This is a genomic window from Paenibacillus sp. LK1 (assembly GCF_002750415.1).
Lineage (GTDB): Bacteria > Bacillota > Bacilli > Paenibacillales > Paenibacillaceae > Paenibacillus > Paenibacillus taichungensis.
The window spans coordinates 20,969-37,980 of the sequence record NZ_PEII01000002.1; the positions used below are offsets into that span (position 1 = coordinate 20,969).

Below are 17,012 nucleotides of genomic sequence, written 5' to 3' on the forward strand. Positions count from 1 at the left end.
GAAATGGAGAGGTTATCTTAAACTCCTGCACAAATGTGCATGTACCAAAGTACAAACGGCAACCAACACCTGGTCGGACAGTCTGGAGTTCAATGGACAGCGAATTCTGTTGCCGGTTCAGCAACCAAACGTATGCAGCTTAATCGGCATGTGCGCAAGGTCAAGAACGGCAATTTCCATATCACTCCGCTTCCGGCCTATCAAGATGCGATCGGTGAACTCTCGATTCAGGATATGCGATTTAATAACGCAATCACGCTGATCCTGAAGGTTCCACTGGAGCTGCTAGTTATGAGGTACCCATAATCATTCTTCAGCTTCTGATTGAGAATGCGATCTTGCATGGCATTTTGGAGCAGGATTCGGAGAAGGGCGTGATCCGTGTACCGCTGTAGAAGAGAAGGGAGATTTACTCGTAGATATCAGTGATCACGGTATCGGTATGGAAAAAGAGGTGTTGGAGAATGTGCTAAACAGGCAAATGAGCAAAGGCACGGGTGGCTTTGGCATCTGGAACATTCAAGAGCGGATTCAGTTGAATTATGGGCCACAATACGGATTGTCATTCACAAGCCTTCTTGGCTGAGGAGCCACCGTACAGATACGTGTTCCATAGAAAAGTAAGCGATACCAAAGGATTTCAAATTAGATCGAAACTTTCCCCCGTAGGTTAACATTTGGATCAGCCTTCCTTCGTGGATGCAATCCCACCATATTCTTGTATAGGCAAAGAAGAAAAATCTCATTTTTGCCTGGTCCAACTTGTTTTCCCGTAGAACATAAAAATCATCATATTCGGTTAACGTTTTCTTTTGTGATAGAGGAGCTGCTCCGGGAAGGGTATTGGGTTAATGCCAGATTCTTCATTCCAAAATAAAAAAAATAAAAGCTCTTAGTATTCTCCCGGTTTCATCACCACTTGATTAGTATCGATAGAATATCAGCAACCTTAGAAGCCGCTGTCCTAAGGGGATTAATAATAATGCTCGTTCATGCATTTCTTGACTTGGGTTGGAATTTAATTACTGACACTACGGCATTAGCTAAAATTCAAATATACAATTATATAATTGAATATTTATTGATCCTCATCTATACTAAGGAAGTCCCATACAAATCTCAAGGAGGCAACTGAAATGAAAATGATGCGTGCAATACAGGTTCCTGCTAAAGGTGAACCGATGAAGTTAGTTGAGATTCCTGTACCTGTTCCTGGTGAAGGACAAGTACTTTTACGGATAGAAGCGTGTGGAGTATGTAACGGAGACTCTATGGCGATTAATGGAGGAGCATCTGAATATCCACGAATTCCTGGACATGAAATCGTTGGTAGCGTGGAGCAACTAGGCCATGGATCAACAAAATGGGATATTGGACAACGTGTAGGCATTGGCTTCCACGGTGGACATAATCATGTAACAGGTTTAACCATGGACGGTGGATATGCTGAGTACGTGGTTGTTTTCGAAGACGCTTTAATTCAAATTCCCGATGAGGTTTCCTCTGAAGAGGCTTCACCGCTAATGTGTGCAGGTGAAACAACATTTAGTGCATTGCGGAATAGTTCTGCACGTCCTGGGGATTTGGTTGCGGTCTCTGGTATTGGTGGTCTCGGTCACCTTGCAGTTCAATATGCCAAAAAAGCTGGGTACCAAACGGTGGCTATTTCTCGTGGAAGTGATAAAGAAAAACTTGCAAGAGAGCTTGGTGCTCATCATTACATCGATTCCGATAAAGAAGATCCTGCGGAAGTTTTGAAGGTTCTGGGCGGGGCTAAAGTCATTCTTGCTACGGCACCAAATCCTAAAGTAATCTCTTCATTGGTAAATGGTTTGAAAAAAAATGGTGAACTCATTATCGTAGCTGGTTCCGGAGAACGTTTGGAATTGTCAGCTATGGATTTCTTGAAAGGACCTTATACTGTGAAAGGTTCATTTACTGCACAGGCTAAGGAAATTGATGATGCAGTTCGCTTCAGCGTTCTAACTGACGTTCGTCCTATGATTGAGGTGTTCCCATTGGAAAAGGCCAGCGAAGCCTATGAAAAAATGATGTCAGCAAAAACTCGTTTCCGGGCAGTATTGAGTATGTCTACATGATAACAAAGCAGTTTAAAAACTGACCCATTGAGGCAAGTGTTTTGCATATGTTGCTTTATGGACCTCGAGTGATTTTAACTCTGAGGTTCTTTATTTTCACAAAAAAATTAAGGGCATTCACAAAACCTATTATTTGGAGGAAATCTATCGTGGTAACACCCTTGAAAATTGGTATAGTCTGCCATCCAACACTTGGAGGCTCAGGAATACTAGCAACCGAATTAGGGAAATTACTTGCTGAAAAAGGTCATGAGATACACATGATAAGCTTTGGTCTTCCATTTCGCTTAAATCAACCGTATAACCATTTGTTTTATCATAAAGTAGAAGTTAGTAATTATTATGTATTTCGTTCTCCACCATATGAGATTGCACTAGCCAGTAAAATTGCACAAGTAGCTATAGAGCATCGACTAGATTTAGTTCACGTACATTATGCATACCCTCATGCCATCAGTGCCTTTTTAGCGAAACAAATCCTAGGAGGGAACTTACGTGTGGTGACTACTCTCCATGGAACAGATATCACCGTTCTGGCTAGGAGCGAAATAAATAAAGACCTCATTCGGTTAGCGCTAAACTCGAGTGACGCTATAACGGCAGTTTCTAAAGACTTGATAAATGAAACTAGCGAGTTACTCCATATTTCTCAAGATAAATTTAATCTAATATATAATTTTGTTGATCAGCGAATTTTTTATCCTCAATCACTAAACGGCTTGCGTAAAGAGTTTGCTGATACCAGAGAAAAAATACTAATCCATGTGTCCAATTTTAGACCGATTAAAAGAGTAACAGACGTCCTTGGCATTTTCAAAAAAGTAAATGAGGAAGTTCCAAGCCGGTTATTGCTAGTAGGTGAAGGGCCGGAACTATCTAATATTCAGAACAGAGTTCAAATCGAGGGGCTTGAGAGTCGAGTCAATTTTCTTGGCAAAATAGAAAACATTGCAAGAATAATCTCGATCGCTGATTTGCTGCTTCTCCCTTCAGAGATGGAAAGCTTCGGATTAACTGCATTAGAAGCTATGTCTTGTGGTGTTCCTACTATTGGCTCACACATTGGCGGGCTACCTGAACTGATTATTAATGGGGAAACGGGTTATCTCGCTTCGGTAGGTAATATTAGTGAAATGGAAAAAAAAGCAATCGAGTTACTTGTTGATAAGAAAAAGTACAATGAATTTAAAAATGCATGTGTGAATAGAGCTCATTTGAAATTTAGTACAGATCGGATTTTGGCTGAGTATGAATATATTTATTACATTGTTATAGGTAAATGAGAAACAATAAATTTAATCCAGAGCAAAGCGTTTTTAATTCATTCAAGATATACTTGACACGGATACTTGCTTGATTTATAATTCAATTATTCAATTGAACATTAAACAATTGAGTGAGACTTATCAATATGAGGAGGTATTCTTTTATGGGTGCAACTGCATTAACAAAAAAAACATTCAATAATCAAATTCAGTCTGGTGTTACATTGGTTGATTTCTGGGCACCTTGGTGTGGGCCATGTAAAATTCAGCTGCCAATCGTAGAGGCGCTAGCTGACGAAATGAAAGGAACGGCAACTCTGGCGAAAGTCAATGTGGATGAAGAAACCGAGTTGGCTGGACAATTTGGTATCCGAAGCATTCCAACATTGCTCTTGTTTAAGGATGGGGCATTGGTCGACACTATGGTTGGTGTTAATCAAAAAGATGTTCTAAAGGAGAAAATCCTTAAACTAACGGTGTAATAACCGATCATATATAGATAATCGGCATCACTCCAAAAATGTGTTGCCGATTATCGTTAATCCAATTATAATTACAATATCTGAAAATATCCTACCTATCAGTAGGTAAAATAACAAAACACTACAAGGAGATGTACAAAATGAAATTTGAAAACAAAACGGTTATTGTCACTGGCGGAGGAACAGGGATTGGAAAAACAACAGCACAACGTTTTTTTGAAGAAGGAGCAAATGTGGTTATTAATGGTCGACGCGAAGACGTTCTAAAAGAAACGGCTTTGGAGATTGACCCAAGTGGCAAGAAAGTCATTGCAGTAGCTGGGGATATCAGCTTGCAAGAAACATCAAAAAAACTGGTCCAAGCTGCAGTGGAGGCTTTTGGTGGAGTAGACATACTGATCAATAACACTGGGAAATTTAATCCAACGCCGTTCATGGATCATACTGCGGATGATCTGCAATCGTATCTGGATATTATCGTGAAAGGAACGTTTTATCCTTCGCAAGCAGTGATTCCCGAAATGAGAAAAAGAGGTGGTGGAGCGATTGTGAATACCGGCTCCATGTGGGCGATCCAAGCGGTCGAAGCTACACCATCATCCGCATACTCGGCAGCGATGGCAGGAAGACATGCCCTGACTAGAAACCTGGCGGTTGAATTGGCTGGAGATCACATCCGAGTGAATGCTGTAGCCCCTGCAGTGGTTGAAACGCCGATTTACAATACCTTCATGACAGAAGAACAAGTCGCAGAAGTACTACCAAGCTTTAATGCCTTTCATCCCATCGGACGAAATGGCACAACAAAAGATGTAGCAGAAGCTATCTTGTTCCTGGCTAGTGATTCGGCTTCCTGGATCACCGGTGTAGTTATGCCTTTGGATGGCGGCATCACTGCGCGTCTACGATAAAATCTTTTTTTGGGGGTAATCACGATAAGTGGTTAGCCCCGATCTTTCATTAGCGATCGGGTTTCAAGAGCCATGGAAAACAATAAAGGAGCAAACGCATGGAAAAACAAATAAATAGGGATGATCCTGTAATCATCGTGGGTGCAGGATTAAGTGGACTGCGAGCAGCTTCCTTACTCAGTGCACAAGGAATAAAGTTCATCGTATTGGAAGCACGAGATCGTATTGGAGGACGAGTCTTAAGTGTTGAGGTCGAGGACAAACCTGAACTTGGGAAATTTGATCTTGGACCAACGTGGTACTGGCCGCGATATGAAATGGCCATGAACCGACTCGTCGATGAATTCGGTTTACAGACATTTGAGCAGTTTAATGAAGGTAGCATGCTTTTTGAACGATCCAGAAACGAACCTCCGCAAAAACATGACTTATCGACAGAATCAATGGAGTATTCACTTCGATTAGTAGGCGGAGTCCAGTCTCTCGTTGATGCTCTGGCTTCAAAATTGCCACAAGAAGCACTTCATTTAAATACCAAAGTAACTTCGATCCAACAGGACAATAACAGGGTAAAGGTTCAAACGGATGGAAGGAGCATTTATGCCAGTTCGGTTATCATTGCTTTACCACCACGTATCGTTGAGCAGGATATCACTTTTATACCCCAAATTCCATCTGACTTAAAATCGAATTTTATTGACAAACCAACATGGATGGCAGGTCATGCAAAGGTCATTGCTGTTTATGACAGCCCATTCTGGCGTAATCAAGGTCTCTCCGGGTTTGTTTCAAGTCGTGTGGGTCCATTGCAAGAAATTCATGACGCTTCACCTTCTACAGGTTCTGGGGCGCTATTTGGTTTCTTTGGCATTCCTGCAGAAGTGCGTATAAGTGTAGGAAAAGAACAATTACTTGAACTTGTGTTGGAACAATTGACCCGCCTCTTTGGCCCGCTTGCCAAGGAAGTAAGAGCCATTCTCTACAAGGATTGGTCCCTTGACACACATACATCCGTTAAGAAAGATGGGGAGCCGCTTCGAGAATATCCTAATTACGGGCCTTTGCTTGGAGGGAAACCCTGGTTGCAAAATATCTATTTTGCTGGTACTGAGACGGCTTATGGGCATGGAGGACATCTTGAAGGTGCGCTACAGTCCGCCGAAAGTGTTGTCAACGAAGTGATTAGACGTTATCACTAAATGTTGAAAATAAATTAAACAAAGGGGAATTTAATTATGAGTAATGATAGTTTGTACAAAAAATCAAATATTAATCGGCTAGGGGAATATGGAGAACTGTCGGGGGATGCTTTTCGAGCATTCGTAGACTTTGACCAAAAGGCTTTGGCGGCAGGCCTATTAACAAATAAGTTAAAAGAATTGATAGCTGTTGCAGTAGCACACGTCACAGGTTGCCCGTACTGTATTGAAATTCATGTTAATAAAGTTAAAAAGGAAGCTACAAAAGAAGAAATGGCTGAAGCCATTATGGTTGCTACGGCGTTAAAGGCCGGTTCTGCAATGGCGCATGGGGTCAATGCTTTGAATGCTTACGATGGGAACGAGAGTGATGATGAGCTTTACAAAGTCTCTTATTTTGATCGGATTAAAGAATACTCTAACTTAGCTGGAGATGCTTTTAAAGCCTTTGTCAGCTTCGATATACAAGCAATGAAAGCAGGCCTACTCAGTGTAAAAGAAAAGGAGCTTATTGCAATTGCAATTGCGCATGTAACGGGTTGCCCATATTGTATTGAAGCTCACGTTAACGCAGCTAAAAAAGCTCAAGTGTCCAAGGAAGAAATGGCTGAAGCCATCATGGTTGCAACTGCATTGAAGGCGGGATCTGCCATGGCACATGGTGTTAATGCTTTAAATGCTTACGATGAATCTTTGAATTAGGCTAGTCCGTATTTAAAAAGTGTAAATTCGAGAGCTCCAATCCAGAGATTGGGGTTTTTGTACTGAGGTTTATTCTATTGCATAAAATGTTTTTTTTTATATTATTCAATTAATAAATAGAATTATTGATATTGCTGTTTTAAAAGAATATTCATTTATAGAAGTATGTTAGTACAAATAAGAAATTGATAATGAAGGGGAGAACATGATGAACATTGAGATTTGGTCTGATATCGCTTGTCCATTCTGTTATATCGGAAAAAAGAATCTAGAGATGAAGCGATAGCCGTAGTGCAAGACAAGAATCGGTACCAAGACCAAGTCAGAGGCGACCAACGCGAAGCAGAACAAAGACATACTTTTGTTTTTGTGGGAGCACTTATTAATCTTCTGTAACTTATGCTAATTTTAGGAAGGATATTCCGTGAAACGGGTTTAATATATGAAAGTTCAAAATCCACAATACAGATATCAAAGACCGTCTGTATCATCAGTTTTCAAGAATTAGAAAATGTTTGTCCAGTGATAAAACGATTGGAAATTATGGATCTCTTGTCGAACGGTCCAAAATCTATTGAAAGTTTAGCAAATCAAACAGGCTGTTTCACGCCATTTGCAGATTTTATTGGAAGCAAAATTGGTGAAATGCCATAAAAAAGGAACCTACGTAATTTATAGTATCAGTGATCCGTCAGTTACTCAGTTTTTATTATCTTTGTGGAATCTAAGTGAAGACAGGCTATATGACATCAAACAAATAAAAGAAGATTTGGAGAAACAGTTCCCAGACGTTAAAAGTATTACTAAAAAAGAACTCTTAGCCAAAATGAAGAAAGATAACATCGTTCTATTAGACATTCGACCAACGGATGAGTACGAAGTTTCTCACATCCCTAACGCAATCTCTGTACCATTAGAGCAGCTGGATGAATATCTAAAAACGTTAAATAAATCGGATGTAGAAATGGTTGCTTACTGTAGAGGGCCTTATTGTTCTTTCACATCTCAAGCTGTTGATCACATACAAAAACTGGGTTTTAGAGCTTATCGAATTGAAGAAGGGGTTCGAGAGTGGAACGCTTGTGATGAAGCATAACTACTCAATGAAATAAAATAAAATCCCATGGAACAAAAAATACAGTATTAATGATACTGTATTTTTTTGTGACCTACATCATGACAACTATTAAAAATCAGTTTAAGTTCAATAATTCATTTGAATATTTTATTAACGTGTTCAACATCATTTAAGGAAGTTGGATAGGGCCATTATAAGTAAGGAATCCTTATTGCATCTCTTCGATCAGGGCAGAAACAAGTTCAGAGCAGGGAAGTCATTTGGAAGGTGTTCTTGACTCAGCTGAAAGAGCTGCTAAAAAAAAATCAAAGTCATAAATAATTCTCTCCATGAAATACTACAAACAAAAGATAAAATTATATTCAAATAAACAATTGAATAATTGTATAAATTGATATATACTGATGTAATTCCAAAGGAAGGGCAATGAAATTGAAAAAATAAAGGCTACACAATATAGTTGAACGTTTATAAAACTGGGAATGTTAAGCTTAAAGTCGCTTAACCCTCACAAAAAAGATTGTCATTTCACTTTGGTTAGGAGGCGATTTTTCACGTTCATATATTCAATTGATATTGTTAACACTTGAATTATTTGCATATGTTTTTTTATTCACCTTGCTGTGCTTTATCAAATAAAGGAGTGATATTGTGTCAAATAATACAGTAGTGTCTAATACTCATGAAGGCAAATGGAGTCTTGGTATGTGGGGCCTTTTGCTTGTTGTTTCAGGAGCTTTATTTCTAGATGGTGTGGATCTTTCCATGGTAAACATTGCATTGCCTTCCATGGGGAGTGAACTTCACCTTAGTACAGGTTCATTGCAATGGATCGTGAATGCCTACATTTTGGGCTATGGTGGATTTCTCTTATTAGGAGGTCGTGTTGCCGACTTGCTTGGTAGGCGTCAAGTGTTTTTGACAGCTGTTGCAGTTTTTGGTATAGCTTCAATCGTGAGTTCTTTTATTAGTAATGAAGTAGTATTGATTGTTCTACGATTACTGAAGGGGATTTCTGCAGGTTTTACTGTGCCGGCAGGTATGTCTATCGTGGCAACAGCATTTGCTGCTGGCCCAGATCGAATGAAGGCACTTAGCATTTATTCGGTAATTGGAATGACTGGTTTTGCACTTGGTCTCGTTTTCGGTGGGTTGTTGACTGAAGTAAGCTGGAGGGCTACCTTATTTGCCCCAGGTCCAGTTGCAATACTCATATTTCTTTTTGGACTGAGATTGGTTCCTCAAGCATCTCGTAAACCAGTGACATTAAAGCAATTTGATCTATGGGGTGCGCTAACCATTACAGTTGGGTTATTGATACTTGTTTATGCACTTGTTGAAGCTCCAACCATCGGATGGACCAGCAGCACAACTATCATTTTGTTGGTTCTCAGCATCTTGTTGTTTATAAGTTTCGTGATTATAGAGAGTAAGCATTCTTCTCCGTTGGTGAGGTTAGGGATTTTCAGTTCGATGTCTTTGGTGAGTGCCAATTTTGCCGCAATGGTGCTATTGGGAAGCTTTATGGCATTTCAATTTATCGCTACACTATATTTGCAAGACTCGCTTAGTTGGTCTCCGATCTGGGTCGCATTAGCTTTCTTGCCATCAAGCTTGTTTCAAGTCGTTTTTGGGCCACAAATTGATCGGGTAATGAAACGGGTTGGAACACCAATGGCCATATTGCTTGGTATGGTGCTGGTATCCGTTGCATACCTATTATTTTTCAGAGTAGATCCTGCATTGCCATATTGGAATTTTCTATTACCAACTATGATTCTAATTGGTATCGGGTTTGTCTTCGCATTTCCAGGTGTTAATGTCCAAGCAACACATGATGTCGTCCCTGAAGAACAAGGGCTAGCTTCTGGTTTGGTTAACACAAGTTTGCAAATCGGTGGTGCAATTTCTTTGGCTGTTATCACGGCTGTTTTGAATAGTACCCATAAGGCAATCGAACATAATCAATTACTACCCAATATGCACACTGCTATTGCCATTGTAGCTGGGTTAGCAATTGCTGGCGTTTTGTCTTCACTGATTAATTATATTTCATCCAGGCGTTCTCAACAAAAGGCTACGAAATAAAGTAAATAGATTCCTTCTTTAGTAAAAAGCACTTATTCGTTTAAACAATGAATAAGTGCTTTTTACTTTGTAGGCACTTAACTACAGAATCTAATCTTATGTTGAGGAACGCTCAATTAGTTGGTACTCCAGTGAATGTAGATTACAATTGGATTTGATAAGTTGATTTTGAAGAATAATAAATGCATTCTCAGCTTGCTGATCGATAGGATAGTGAATCGTTGTTAAATCAAGCAAATGAGCCAGGATGGAATTGTCAAACCCCATAACACCGAGGTCCCCTGGAACTGAGACCCCCGAACGACGCAGTACCGTTGTAATTCCTGAGGCCACTTCATCGTTGGCACAGAAAATAGCGTCTGGCCGATCTTGTTGTTGCATCCACCATTCCGCAATTTCTTCGCCCTCATGTACAGAGATTTTGTCCTCAAAGTGGGGGAAATTAGTTTCAGCGAGGCCATATTGCTTAAAAAATTTGGTATGAGCACGGAATCGTTCTTTGGTGTTTAATCCTACTGACATAGGGTATATGCTCAGAATTTTTCGATAACCTTTATTATAAAGGTGCTCAAGCCCATTCCAGTACGCCTGGAACTGATCCATAAACACCGATGGAAGTTTTTCGCTATGAAGCCTTTGCCATGTTACGATCGGGCCATAATGGGTATAGGATTCAATGACATTCCACTCATTGGATCTAATTAAACAAACAAGGGCGTCCAGTTGCTTTCGTTTTAACATTTCAAGGGCAATCAGTTCTCTCTCTGGTTGACCATTAGTAATGAAGAGACTTATTGTAAAGCCATTTTTCTCAGCAATCATCGTAAACGCACGAACAAAGTTAACAATGATTGGACTGAAAGCAATAGTAATAATCCCAATAAGATGAGTTTCTCCCTTTTTTAGCGAGATTGCATTGGCATTCGGAACATAGTCCAACTGTTTCATAATCTCCAATACCCTTTTCCTAGTGGTATCGTTTACATTTTTTTTACTATTTAATACGCGTGATACCGTTGCTGTAGATACTCCAGCCAAACGGGCGATATCCTGAATATTCGCCAACTCTAACCACCTCAGTTGTCAGCATAGCATAATTTAATTCCAGGTACAAAGACAGGTTGAATCTGAAAAATAAAGATAAAAATGAATGCTTGACATGTAATGCATTACATAACTTACAGTTCAACTATAAGCAATCACAATACATCTTTAGGAGGTACTCAGCATGAAAAAAGGACTAAAAGTCGTTACCATTGGTGGAGGTTCAAGTTATACACCAGAGTTAGTCGAAGGGTTTATAAAACGGTATCACGAATTAGCGATTAAAGAATTATGGCTGGTTGATATTGAGGCAGGGAAAGAAAAACTCGAGATCGTTGGAGCGATGGCCAAACGTATGGTAAAGGCAGCAGGAATTGATTGTGAAATCCATCTGACACTGGACCGTAGACAAGCTTTGCAAGGAGCAGATTTTGTAACTACCCAACTTCGCGTCGGCTTGATGGATGCACGTATTAAAGACGAGACCATTCCGAATAAATACGGCCTCATCGGGCAAGAGACAAATGGAGCTGGAGGAATGTTAAAAGCATTTCGGACTATTCCAGTTATTTTGAGTATCGTTGAGGATATGAAAGAACTGTGTCCAAACGCATGGCTGATTAATTTTACAAATCCAGCTGGGATGGTTACTGAAGCTGTTTTGCGGTATGGACAGTGGGAGAAGGTTATTGGTTTGTGTAATGTGCCAATTATGGCGGTGAAAAACGAGTCAGCTGTTCTCGACAAAACTGAAGATGAACTGTTCTTCAAATTTGCTGGAATTAATCATTTGCATTGGCACAGAATTTACTCGAATGACGGAAAAGACCTCACCCGTGAAGCTATTGAGAAAGTATATGGTCCTGATGCAAAACCTGAAAAAATGGTTCAAAATATTAAAAACATGCGTTTCCTTTATGAACAAATCATTCAATTAGACATGTTACCTTGTCCTTATCATCGGTATTATTACATGACGGATGCCATGATTAAAGAGGAATTAGAAGAAGCACAAGGGGAAGGCACAAGAGGTCAAGTCGTTAAGCAGTTAGAAGAGAGACTTTTTGAACTTTACAAAAATCCGAATTTGGATCATAAACCTGAAGAACTTGAGAAACGTGGCGGCGCTTATTACAGTGATGCAGCTTGTGAAATCATCAACTCCATTTATAATAATAAAGGAACACAAATGGTGGTAAGCACACGCAATAATGGTGCAATCAACGATCTGCCTAGCGAAAGTGCTATTGAAATCACAAGTATCATTACTTCGCATGGTGCAGAACCCATTCATTTTGGATCGTTTCCATCGGCTCAGCGAGGATTGTTACAAGTCATGAAATCAATGGAGGAATTAACAATTGAAGCTGCGGTAACAGGGGACTATGCTACAGCCCTTCAAGCCTTCACGTCAAATCCACTTGTTCAAAGCGGAGATATAGCAAAAGCATTGTTGGATGAAATGTTGGAAGCACATAAGGAATACTTACCTCAATTTCATCATAATGAGATCGTTAGAGCATAACAATTCTAACAATAAAAAGACTTCAAGCCTTCATAATTGGCATTGAAGTTTTTTTTGTTGAAAAGAAATTATGAGAGAAATTAATAAAATTGTATCCCGACCATGCAAGTAAGCAAATGAAAATATGGTAATGGGATAAAACTTGTAGGTTTACTCATGTTACAAAAGTGTGAACATTTTTTGGTATTTTTGTCTATGTAATGCTCGTTTACTTGACGCAAGGAACGAATATGAAATATAATTCAATTGATCGATTGACTAGTTGATTTTGTCAGTCGATACACTAATCAGTGGAGGTTCGATTTCAATGGCAAAGGCTTATCTTCAAATCACTCTGAAAATTAATGCATCAGAACGTGAGGCTGCTACAAAAGTGTATACAACGTATAAAGAGCCTTTTCTCTCTGGGATTACTGGAGCCGTTTCCAAAGAATTGCTAGTACGTGACGAGGATGTTCAAGTTATGCATGGCTTTAATAGCGATGCTGATGCAAAGGCGTATCTCGAAAGTGATCTTTTCAATAATGACGTCGTAGTTGGACTTAAAGACCTGCTTCAAGCTGAACCGGAAATTCGTATTTATAGCACTTTTTAATAACACGGTGCTAAGGGCTACTCGCTCATAAGAATTTTCTTAGCTTCATAAAAAAGAAACCGACATTGCATTTTTGCTTTGTGGGTTTCTTTTCTTAATAAAAACCAGTCGAGAAACGGTAAGTCAGATAACAAAGCTATATCGAATGTGTTGACAAAGATCTATTCCAATGTTATTATTCAATTATTCAATTGAACATTTGATTCTGAATGTTAATTCTTAATGAAAGTGAATATAACATTGGAGGGATTAATTATGTATAAATCACTCATTATTGGAACCGGTCCAGCAGGACTGACTGCTGCAATCTACTTAGCTAGAGCAAATATGAACCCTTTGGTTATTGAAGGTCCTGAACCAGGAGGACAATTAACAACAACGACAGAAGTGGAAAACTATCCTGGTTTCCCTGATGGAATTATGGGCCCCGAACTCATGGGTAATATGCGAAAACAAGCCGAACGATTTGGAGCAACATTTCTCACTGGTTGGGTGGAAAATGTAGATCTTTCAGAGCGACCTTTTAAACTGACTGTAATGGGTAAAGGTGAAATGGTTACAGAGACTTTAATCATCTCGACTGGTGCAAGTGCAAAATATCTAGGGATCCCTGGTGAAACTGAAAATGTTGGACGTGGTGTTAGTACATGCGCCACTTGTGATGGATTCTTCTTCCGAAACAAAGAACTCATCGTTGTTGGTGGAGGAGATACAGCACTTGAAGAAGCTAACTTCTTAACGAAATTTGCCAATAAGGTTACAGTAGTGCATCGCCGTGACGAATTGCGGGCCTCTAAAATAATGCAAGATCGTGCGCGTGCAAATCCCAAAATTGATTGGGCACTGAACAAAACTCCGATTGAAGTTATTGCTGATTCAATCGGAGTCAACGGATTGAAAGTACGAAACAATTTAACGAATGAAGAAGAGATTCTAAGTGCAAACGGTGTATTTGTCGCGATTGGTCACCATCCGAATGCAGAATTCTTAAAAGGTCAAATTGATACAGACGAACACGGCTATATTGTAACAGTTCCGGGCACTTCGTTAACCAATATTCCAGGTGTCTTTGCATGTGGAGACGTACAGGATAATCGTTATCGTCAAGCGATTACAGCTGCAGGAAGTGGAGCAATGGCTGCTATGGATAGCGAAAAATTTATTGAGTCTCAAGAATAAACAATACAAAACAAACAAAAAAATAATAATCGAATTATAAAGGAGAACTTGATATGGCAAACCAGAAAATTAATATGAATACAGTTTGGTTTAAAGATGCTAAAGGTGAGGGACGCATAAAAAGTGATAATCTCCAAACTCAAATTGCTATTCCTGCTCCTAAAGGAGGAAGTGGGGATGGTGCTGAACCACAGCAACTACTTATCTCTTCTGCTGTAGCTTGTTACACGATGACTTTGGCGTATATGCTGGATAAAAGTAAAGTTCCGGTTTCTGGATTCTTTATGGATACCGAAGGAGACGTCGCTCCTGGAGACCAATTAAGTATTACTCATCGCCCGCATGTTGTTTTGAAATCTGATGCAACAAAAGATCATGTGAATCTGGTAGAAAATTTAGTACTAAAAGCCGAAGAAAATTGTCACATCGGTCAACTTCTGATAAAAGCAGGAGTTCCTGTGGCAACTCAAGGTACGGTATCTATCGATAATGAAGATGACTTGACAAGTAATTATATTGAAGAAAATGGATTCGAATGGTAAATGAACGTTCTCCAAAATATTAAGGGAATCCCAAGTTTCGTGGCTTACGCTGACGGTAGAGAAATCATTCGATTTGTTAACAAATTGCGTATATCTCAGAATGAAATCGAACAATTTTTGGAACTTTCCATTGAAGGGTACAATACACGTTAAACCACTTAAGCGCCATTTCGCATAAAAGAAATGGCGCTTAATTTTTATCCTCTCGAGAGGTAATTTCACACAAAAAGATAATTTTTTTTAAAATGAAATTATTTTTTTGGGAATACATTCAGAGGAAGCAAAACACCTCCACTTGGTACTGCATATCAGTGGGACATCAGTACCAGCCACCCCCATGTCATAAGAATACATGTTGGTATTATTTATAAATAGAGTTTTCCAGTGGAACGGGTATATAGCATATGACAATCTCACACCAGCACTAAATATGTTTTGATTGAAGTTTAGTTATTGATTAAACAATGGTTTAATAGGCGTTTTAGTATCTTACTTCCCTTTTTCAATAAAGCAATTTATAACAAAATAGGATATTAATTGTATACACTTCTTTTTTACATTTCCTTTAATATGAGAACAATAAAAATCACATAATTGCAGGTGTGTTTACTTGTTTGAAATCACCAACTTAATACATTTAATTAGCATTTATTTAAATCTTATTTTATTTATGAGATTTTATTCGCGAATAATAAGGCTTGTCAGAAAAAAGGTATTTCATTATAATTCGATTAATAAATTGAATACTATGTTAATAATCGATCGAACGCTTTAACAGCATATTAAGCTTATGTATCGTTAAATTACCACAAACGAAGGCATGTTGCTTATATCTAATCAGTGGTCATCGAAAAATTAAGGAGATTGAGAATGGCAGAAAGAACGTTAGAACACAAACAGGTATTATCACATCTTCCAGCATCCATTGTTGAATATGTGGATTCAGCAGAGAAGCAGCGTCAGTTACATTCTAAAACGATGAAAGTTGTCATTGCTTCTCAAATTTTTGGTGGAGCTGGCTTAGCTGCAGGTATTACTGTAGGGGCGTTACTCGCCCAAGACATGCTGGGAACGGACAGCTTTGCCGGCGTCCCTACAGGTCTATTTACATTAGGTTCTGCTGGAGCTGCGTTAGTGGTGGGACGCCTTTCTCAGCGATTGGGAAGACGGGTAGGACTTGCTACAGGATTCCTAGTAGGAGGTTTGGGAGCTATTGGGGTTGTTCTTGCAGCATTGTTCAACAGCGTGCCCTTACTTTTTATTTCCATGTTGATCTATGGCTCAGGCACGGCAACAAATTTACAGGCACGCTATGCAGGGACAGATTTAGCTTTGCCCTCTCAGAGGGCAAAAGCAATAAGTATGGCAATGGTATTCACAACATTTGGAGCCGTAGCTGGCCCCAATCTTGTGAATCTGACAGGGGATTTGGCTACTTCGATTGGCGCTCCCCCGTTATCGGGGCCATTTATGCTTGGAGCTATTGCGTATATACTAGCAGGTTTGATACTTCTTATCTTTTTAAGACCCGATCCTTTCATTGTGGCCAAAGCTATTGCTGAAATACAGCATAAAAAAACAAGTGGAATCACTTCAGAAAAGGACAGTAGTAATAAAAAAGGAATCTTTATTGGTACATCAGTGATGGTGCTTACCCAAATTGTCATGATAGCGATCATGACAATGACTCCTGTTCATATGCTACATCATGGTCATGGTTTAGGCCAAGTTGGTATTGTCATCGGAATTCATGTTGCATCCATGTATTTACCATCTTTAATCACCGGGATACTTGTTGATAAATTCGGATACATTTTTATGGCTTACATGTCAGGATTTACTTTATTGTTATCGGGCTTGTTAGCTGCATTTGCACCAGGCTCATCGATGGGATTGCTTATTGTTGCTCTAGCTCTTCTTGGCTTGGGATGGAACTTTGGATTAATCAGTGGAACAGCGGCTATTGTTGATGCGACACCTCCGAATGTTCGGGCGAAGACTCAAGGAACAGTCGATGTTTTAATTGCTTTATCTGGAGCATCTGGAGGAGCATTGTCTGGAATGATTGTAGCCCATTCAGGCTATTCCACACTTTCTTTGATTGGTGCTTTCTTGTCATTATTACTTATTCCAGTTGTAGTATGGTTTCGTAGAAAGTAATAAAAGATCCATCATCGCTTTGAAATGAGAACTGAAAAAACCTCAGTCTGCGTCTGCGGGCTGAGGTTTTTTGCATGTAATAGATCCAACAAACGGAACAATACACTATTTTCAAGTAGTAAAATTATAGATCTGAAATCCAT

General features: G+C 39.3%; 15 protein-coding genes and 1 pseudogene. 15 read left to right on the plus strand and 1 reads right to left on the minus strand.

Features of this window, described 5'->3' with window-relative positions; translation table 11 throughout:
• Positions 1–39: 39 nt before the first annotated feature.
• The 9 genes from CS562_RS03910 (at position 40) to CS562_RS03955 (ending at position 9,824) form a co-directional block, all read left to right on the plus strand.
• Positions 40–306: a hypothetical protein gene (locus tag CS562_RS03910; RefSeq protein ID WP_099853771.1), complete on the plus strand. Its 267-nt coding sequence runs from the start codon at positions 40–42 to the stop codon at positions 304–306.
• Between the two features lie 830 nt (positions 307–1,136).
• The gene (locus CS562_RS03915) at positions 1,137–2,099 is read left to right on the plus strand and encodes a zinc-binding dehydrogenase (RefSeq protein ID WP_099853773.1); all 963 of its coding nucleotides are present in this window, start codon (positions 1,137–1,139) and stop codon (positions 2,097–2,099) included.
• Positions 2,100–2,248: 149 nt separating this feature from the next.
• Complete coding sequence (gene bshA / locus CS562_RS03920; protein ID WP_099853775.1) at positions 2,249–3,382, plus strand: N-acetyl-alpha-D-glucosaminyl L-malate synthase BshA; 1,134 nt, start codon at positions 2,249–2,251, stop codon at positions 3,380–3,382.
• A 146-nt stretch (positions 3,383–3,528) separates the two neighbouring features.
• Complete coding sequence (gene trxA / locus CS562_RS03925) at positions 3,529–3,846, plus strand: thioredoxin (protein WP_099853777.1); 318 nt, start codon at positions 3,529–3,531, stop codon at positions 3,844–3,846.
• 140 nt (positions 3,847–3,986) lie between these two features.
• Positions 3,987–4,757: an SDR family NAD(P)-dependent oxidoreductase gene (locus CS562_RS03930; protein WP_099853779.1), complete on the plus strand. Its 771-nt coding sequence runs from the start codon at positions 3,987–3,989 to the stop codon at positions 4,755–4,757.
• Between the two features lie 98 nt (positions 4,758–4,855).
• Entirely contained in the window at positions 4,856–5,956 is a 1,101-nt protein-coding gene (locus tag CS562_RS03935) for a flavin monoamine oxidase family protein (protein ID WP_099853780.1), read from the plus strand.
• A gap of 36 nt (positions 5,957–5,992) precedes the next feature.
• Positions 5,993–6,658 carry a carboxymuconolactone decarboxylase family protein gene (locus CS562_RS03940; protein WP_099853782.1) on the plus strand — a complete coding sequence of 222 codons (666 nt, stop codon included), beginning with the start codon at positions 5,993–5,995 and terminating at the stop codon, positions 6,656–6,658.
• Positions 6,659–7,298: 640 nt separating this feature from the next.
• On the plus strand, positions 7,299–7,754 hold the full coding sequence (locus CS562_RS03950) for a rhodanese-like domain-containing protein (RefSeq protein WP_306553644.1): 456 nt from the start codon (positions 7,299–7,301) through the stop codon (positions 7,752–7,754).
• A gap of 633 nt (positions 7,755–8,387) precedes the next feature.
• Positions 8,388–9,824: an MFS transporter gene (locus tag CS562_RS03955; protein ID WP_218966721.1), complete on the plus strand. Its 1,437-nt coding sequence runs from the start codon at positions 8,388–8,390 to the stop codon at positions 9,822–9,824.
• Positions 9,825–9,920: 96 nt separating this feature from the next.
• Here CS562_RS03955 and CS562_RS03960 read toward each other — a convergent pair whose 3' ends face one another.
• Positions 9,921–10,889: a LacI family DNA-binding transcriptional regulator gene (locus CS562_RS03960; protein ID WP_099853784.1), complete on the minus strand. Its 969-nt coding sequence runs from the start codon at positions 10,887–10,889 to the stop codon at positions 9,921–9,923.
• A 163-nt stretch (positions 10,890–11,052) separates the two neighbouring features.
• On the opposite strand from CS562_RS03960, the gene CS562_RS03965 reads away from it, so the two are divergent.
• The 6 genes and pseudogenes from CS562_RS03965 to CS562_RS03990 all read left to right on the plus strand — a co-directional run bounded on the left by CS562_RS03965 (position 11,053) and on the right by CS562_RS03990 (position 16,869).
• Positions 11,053–12,393 carry a 6-phospho-beta-glucosidase gene (locus tag CS562_RS03965; protein WP_099853786.1) on the plus strand — a complete coding sequence of 447 codons (1,341 nt, stop codon included), beginning with the start codon at positions 11,053–11,055 and terminating at the stop codon, positions 12,391–12,393.
• Positions 12,394–12,700: 307 nt separating this feature from the next.
• The gene (locus CS562_RS03970; RefSeq protein WP_099853788.1) at positions 12,701–12,988 is read left to right on the plus strand and encodes a hypothetical protein; all 288 of its coding nucleotides are present in this window, start codon (positions 12,701–12,703) and stop codon (positions 12,986–12,988) included.
• Between the two features lie 255 nt (positions 12,989–13,243).
• Positions 13,244–14,167 carry a thioredoxin-disulfide reductase gene (gene trxB, locus CS562_RS03975; RefSeq protein WP_099853790.1) on the plus strand — a complete coding sequence of 308 codons (924 nt, stop codon included), beginning with the start codon at positions 13,244–13,246 and terminating at the stop codon, positions 14,165–14,167.
• A 53-nt stretch (positions 14,168–14,220) separates the two neighbouring features.
• Positions 14,221–14,709: an OsmC family protein gene (locus tag CS562_RS03980; protein WP_099853792.1), complete on the plus strand. Its 489-nt coding sequence runs from the start codon at positions 14,221–14,223 to the stop codon at positions 14,707–14,709.
• A gap of 12 nt (positions 14,710–14,721) precedes the next feature.
• A pseudogene (locus CS562_RS33785) lies at positions 14,722–14,862 on the plus strand (thioredoxin); the annotation flags it as partial.
• Positions 14,863–15,579: 717 nt separating this feature from the next.
• On the plus strand, positions 15,580–16,869 hold the full coding sequence (locus CS562_RS03990; protein ID WP_099853794.1) for an MFS transporter: 1,290 nt from the start codon (positions 15,580–15,582) through the stop codon (positions 16,867–16,869).
• The last annotated feature ends 143 nt before the right edge of the window (positions 16,870–17,012 follow it).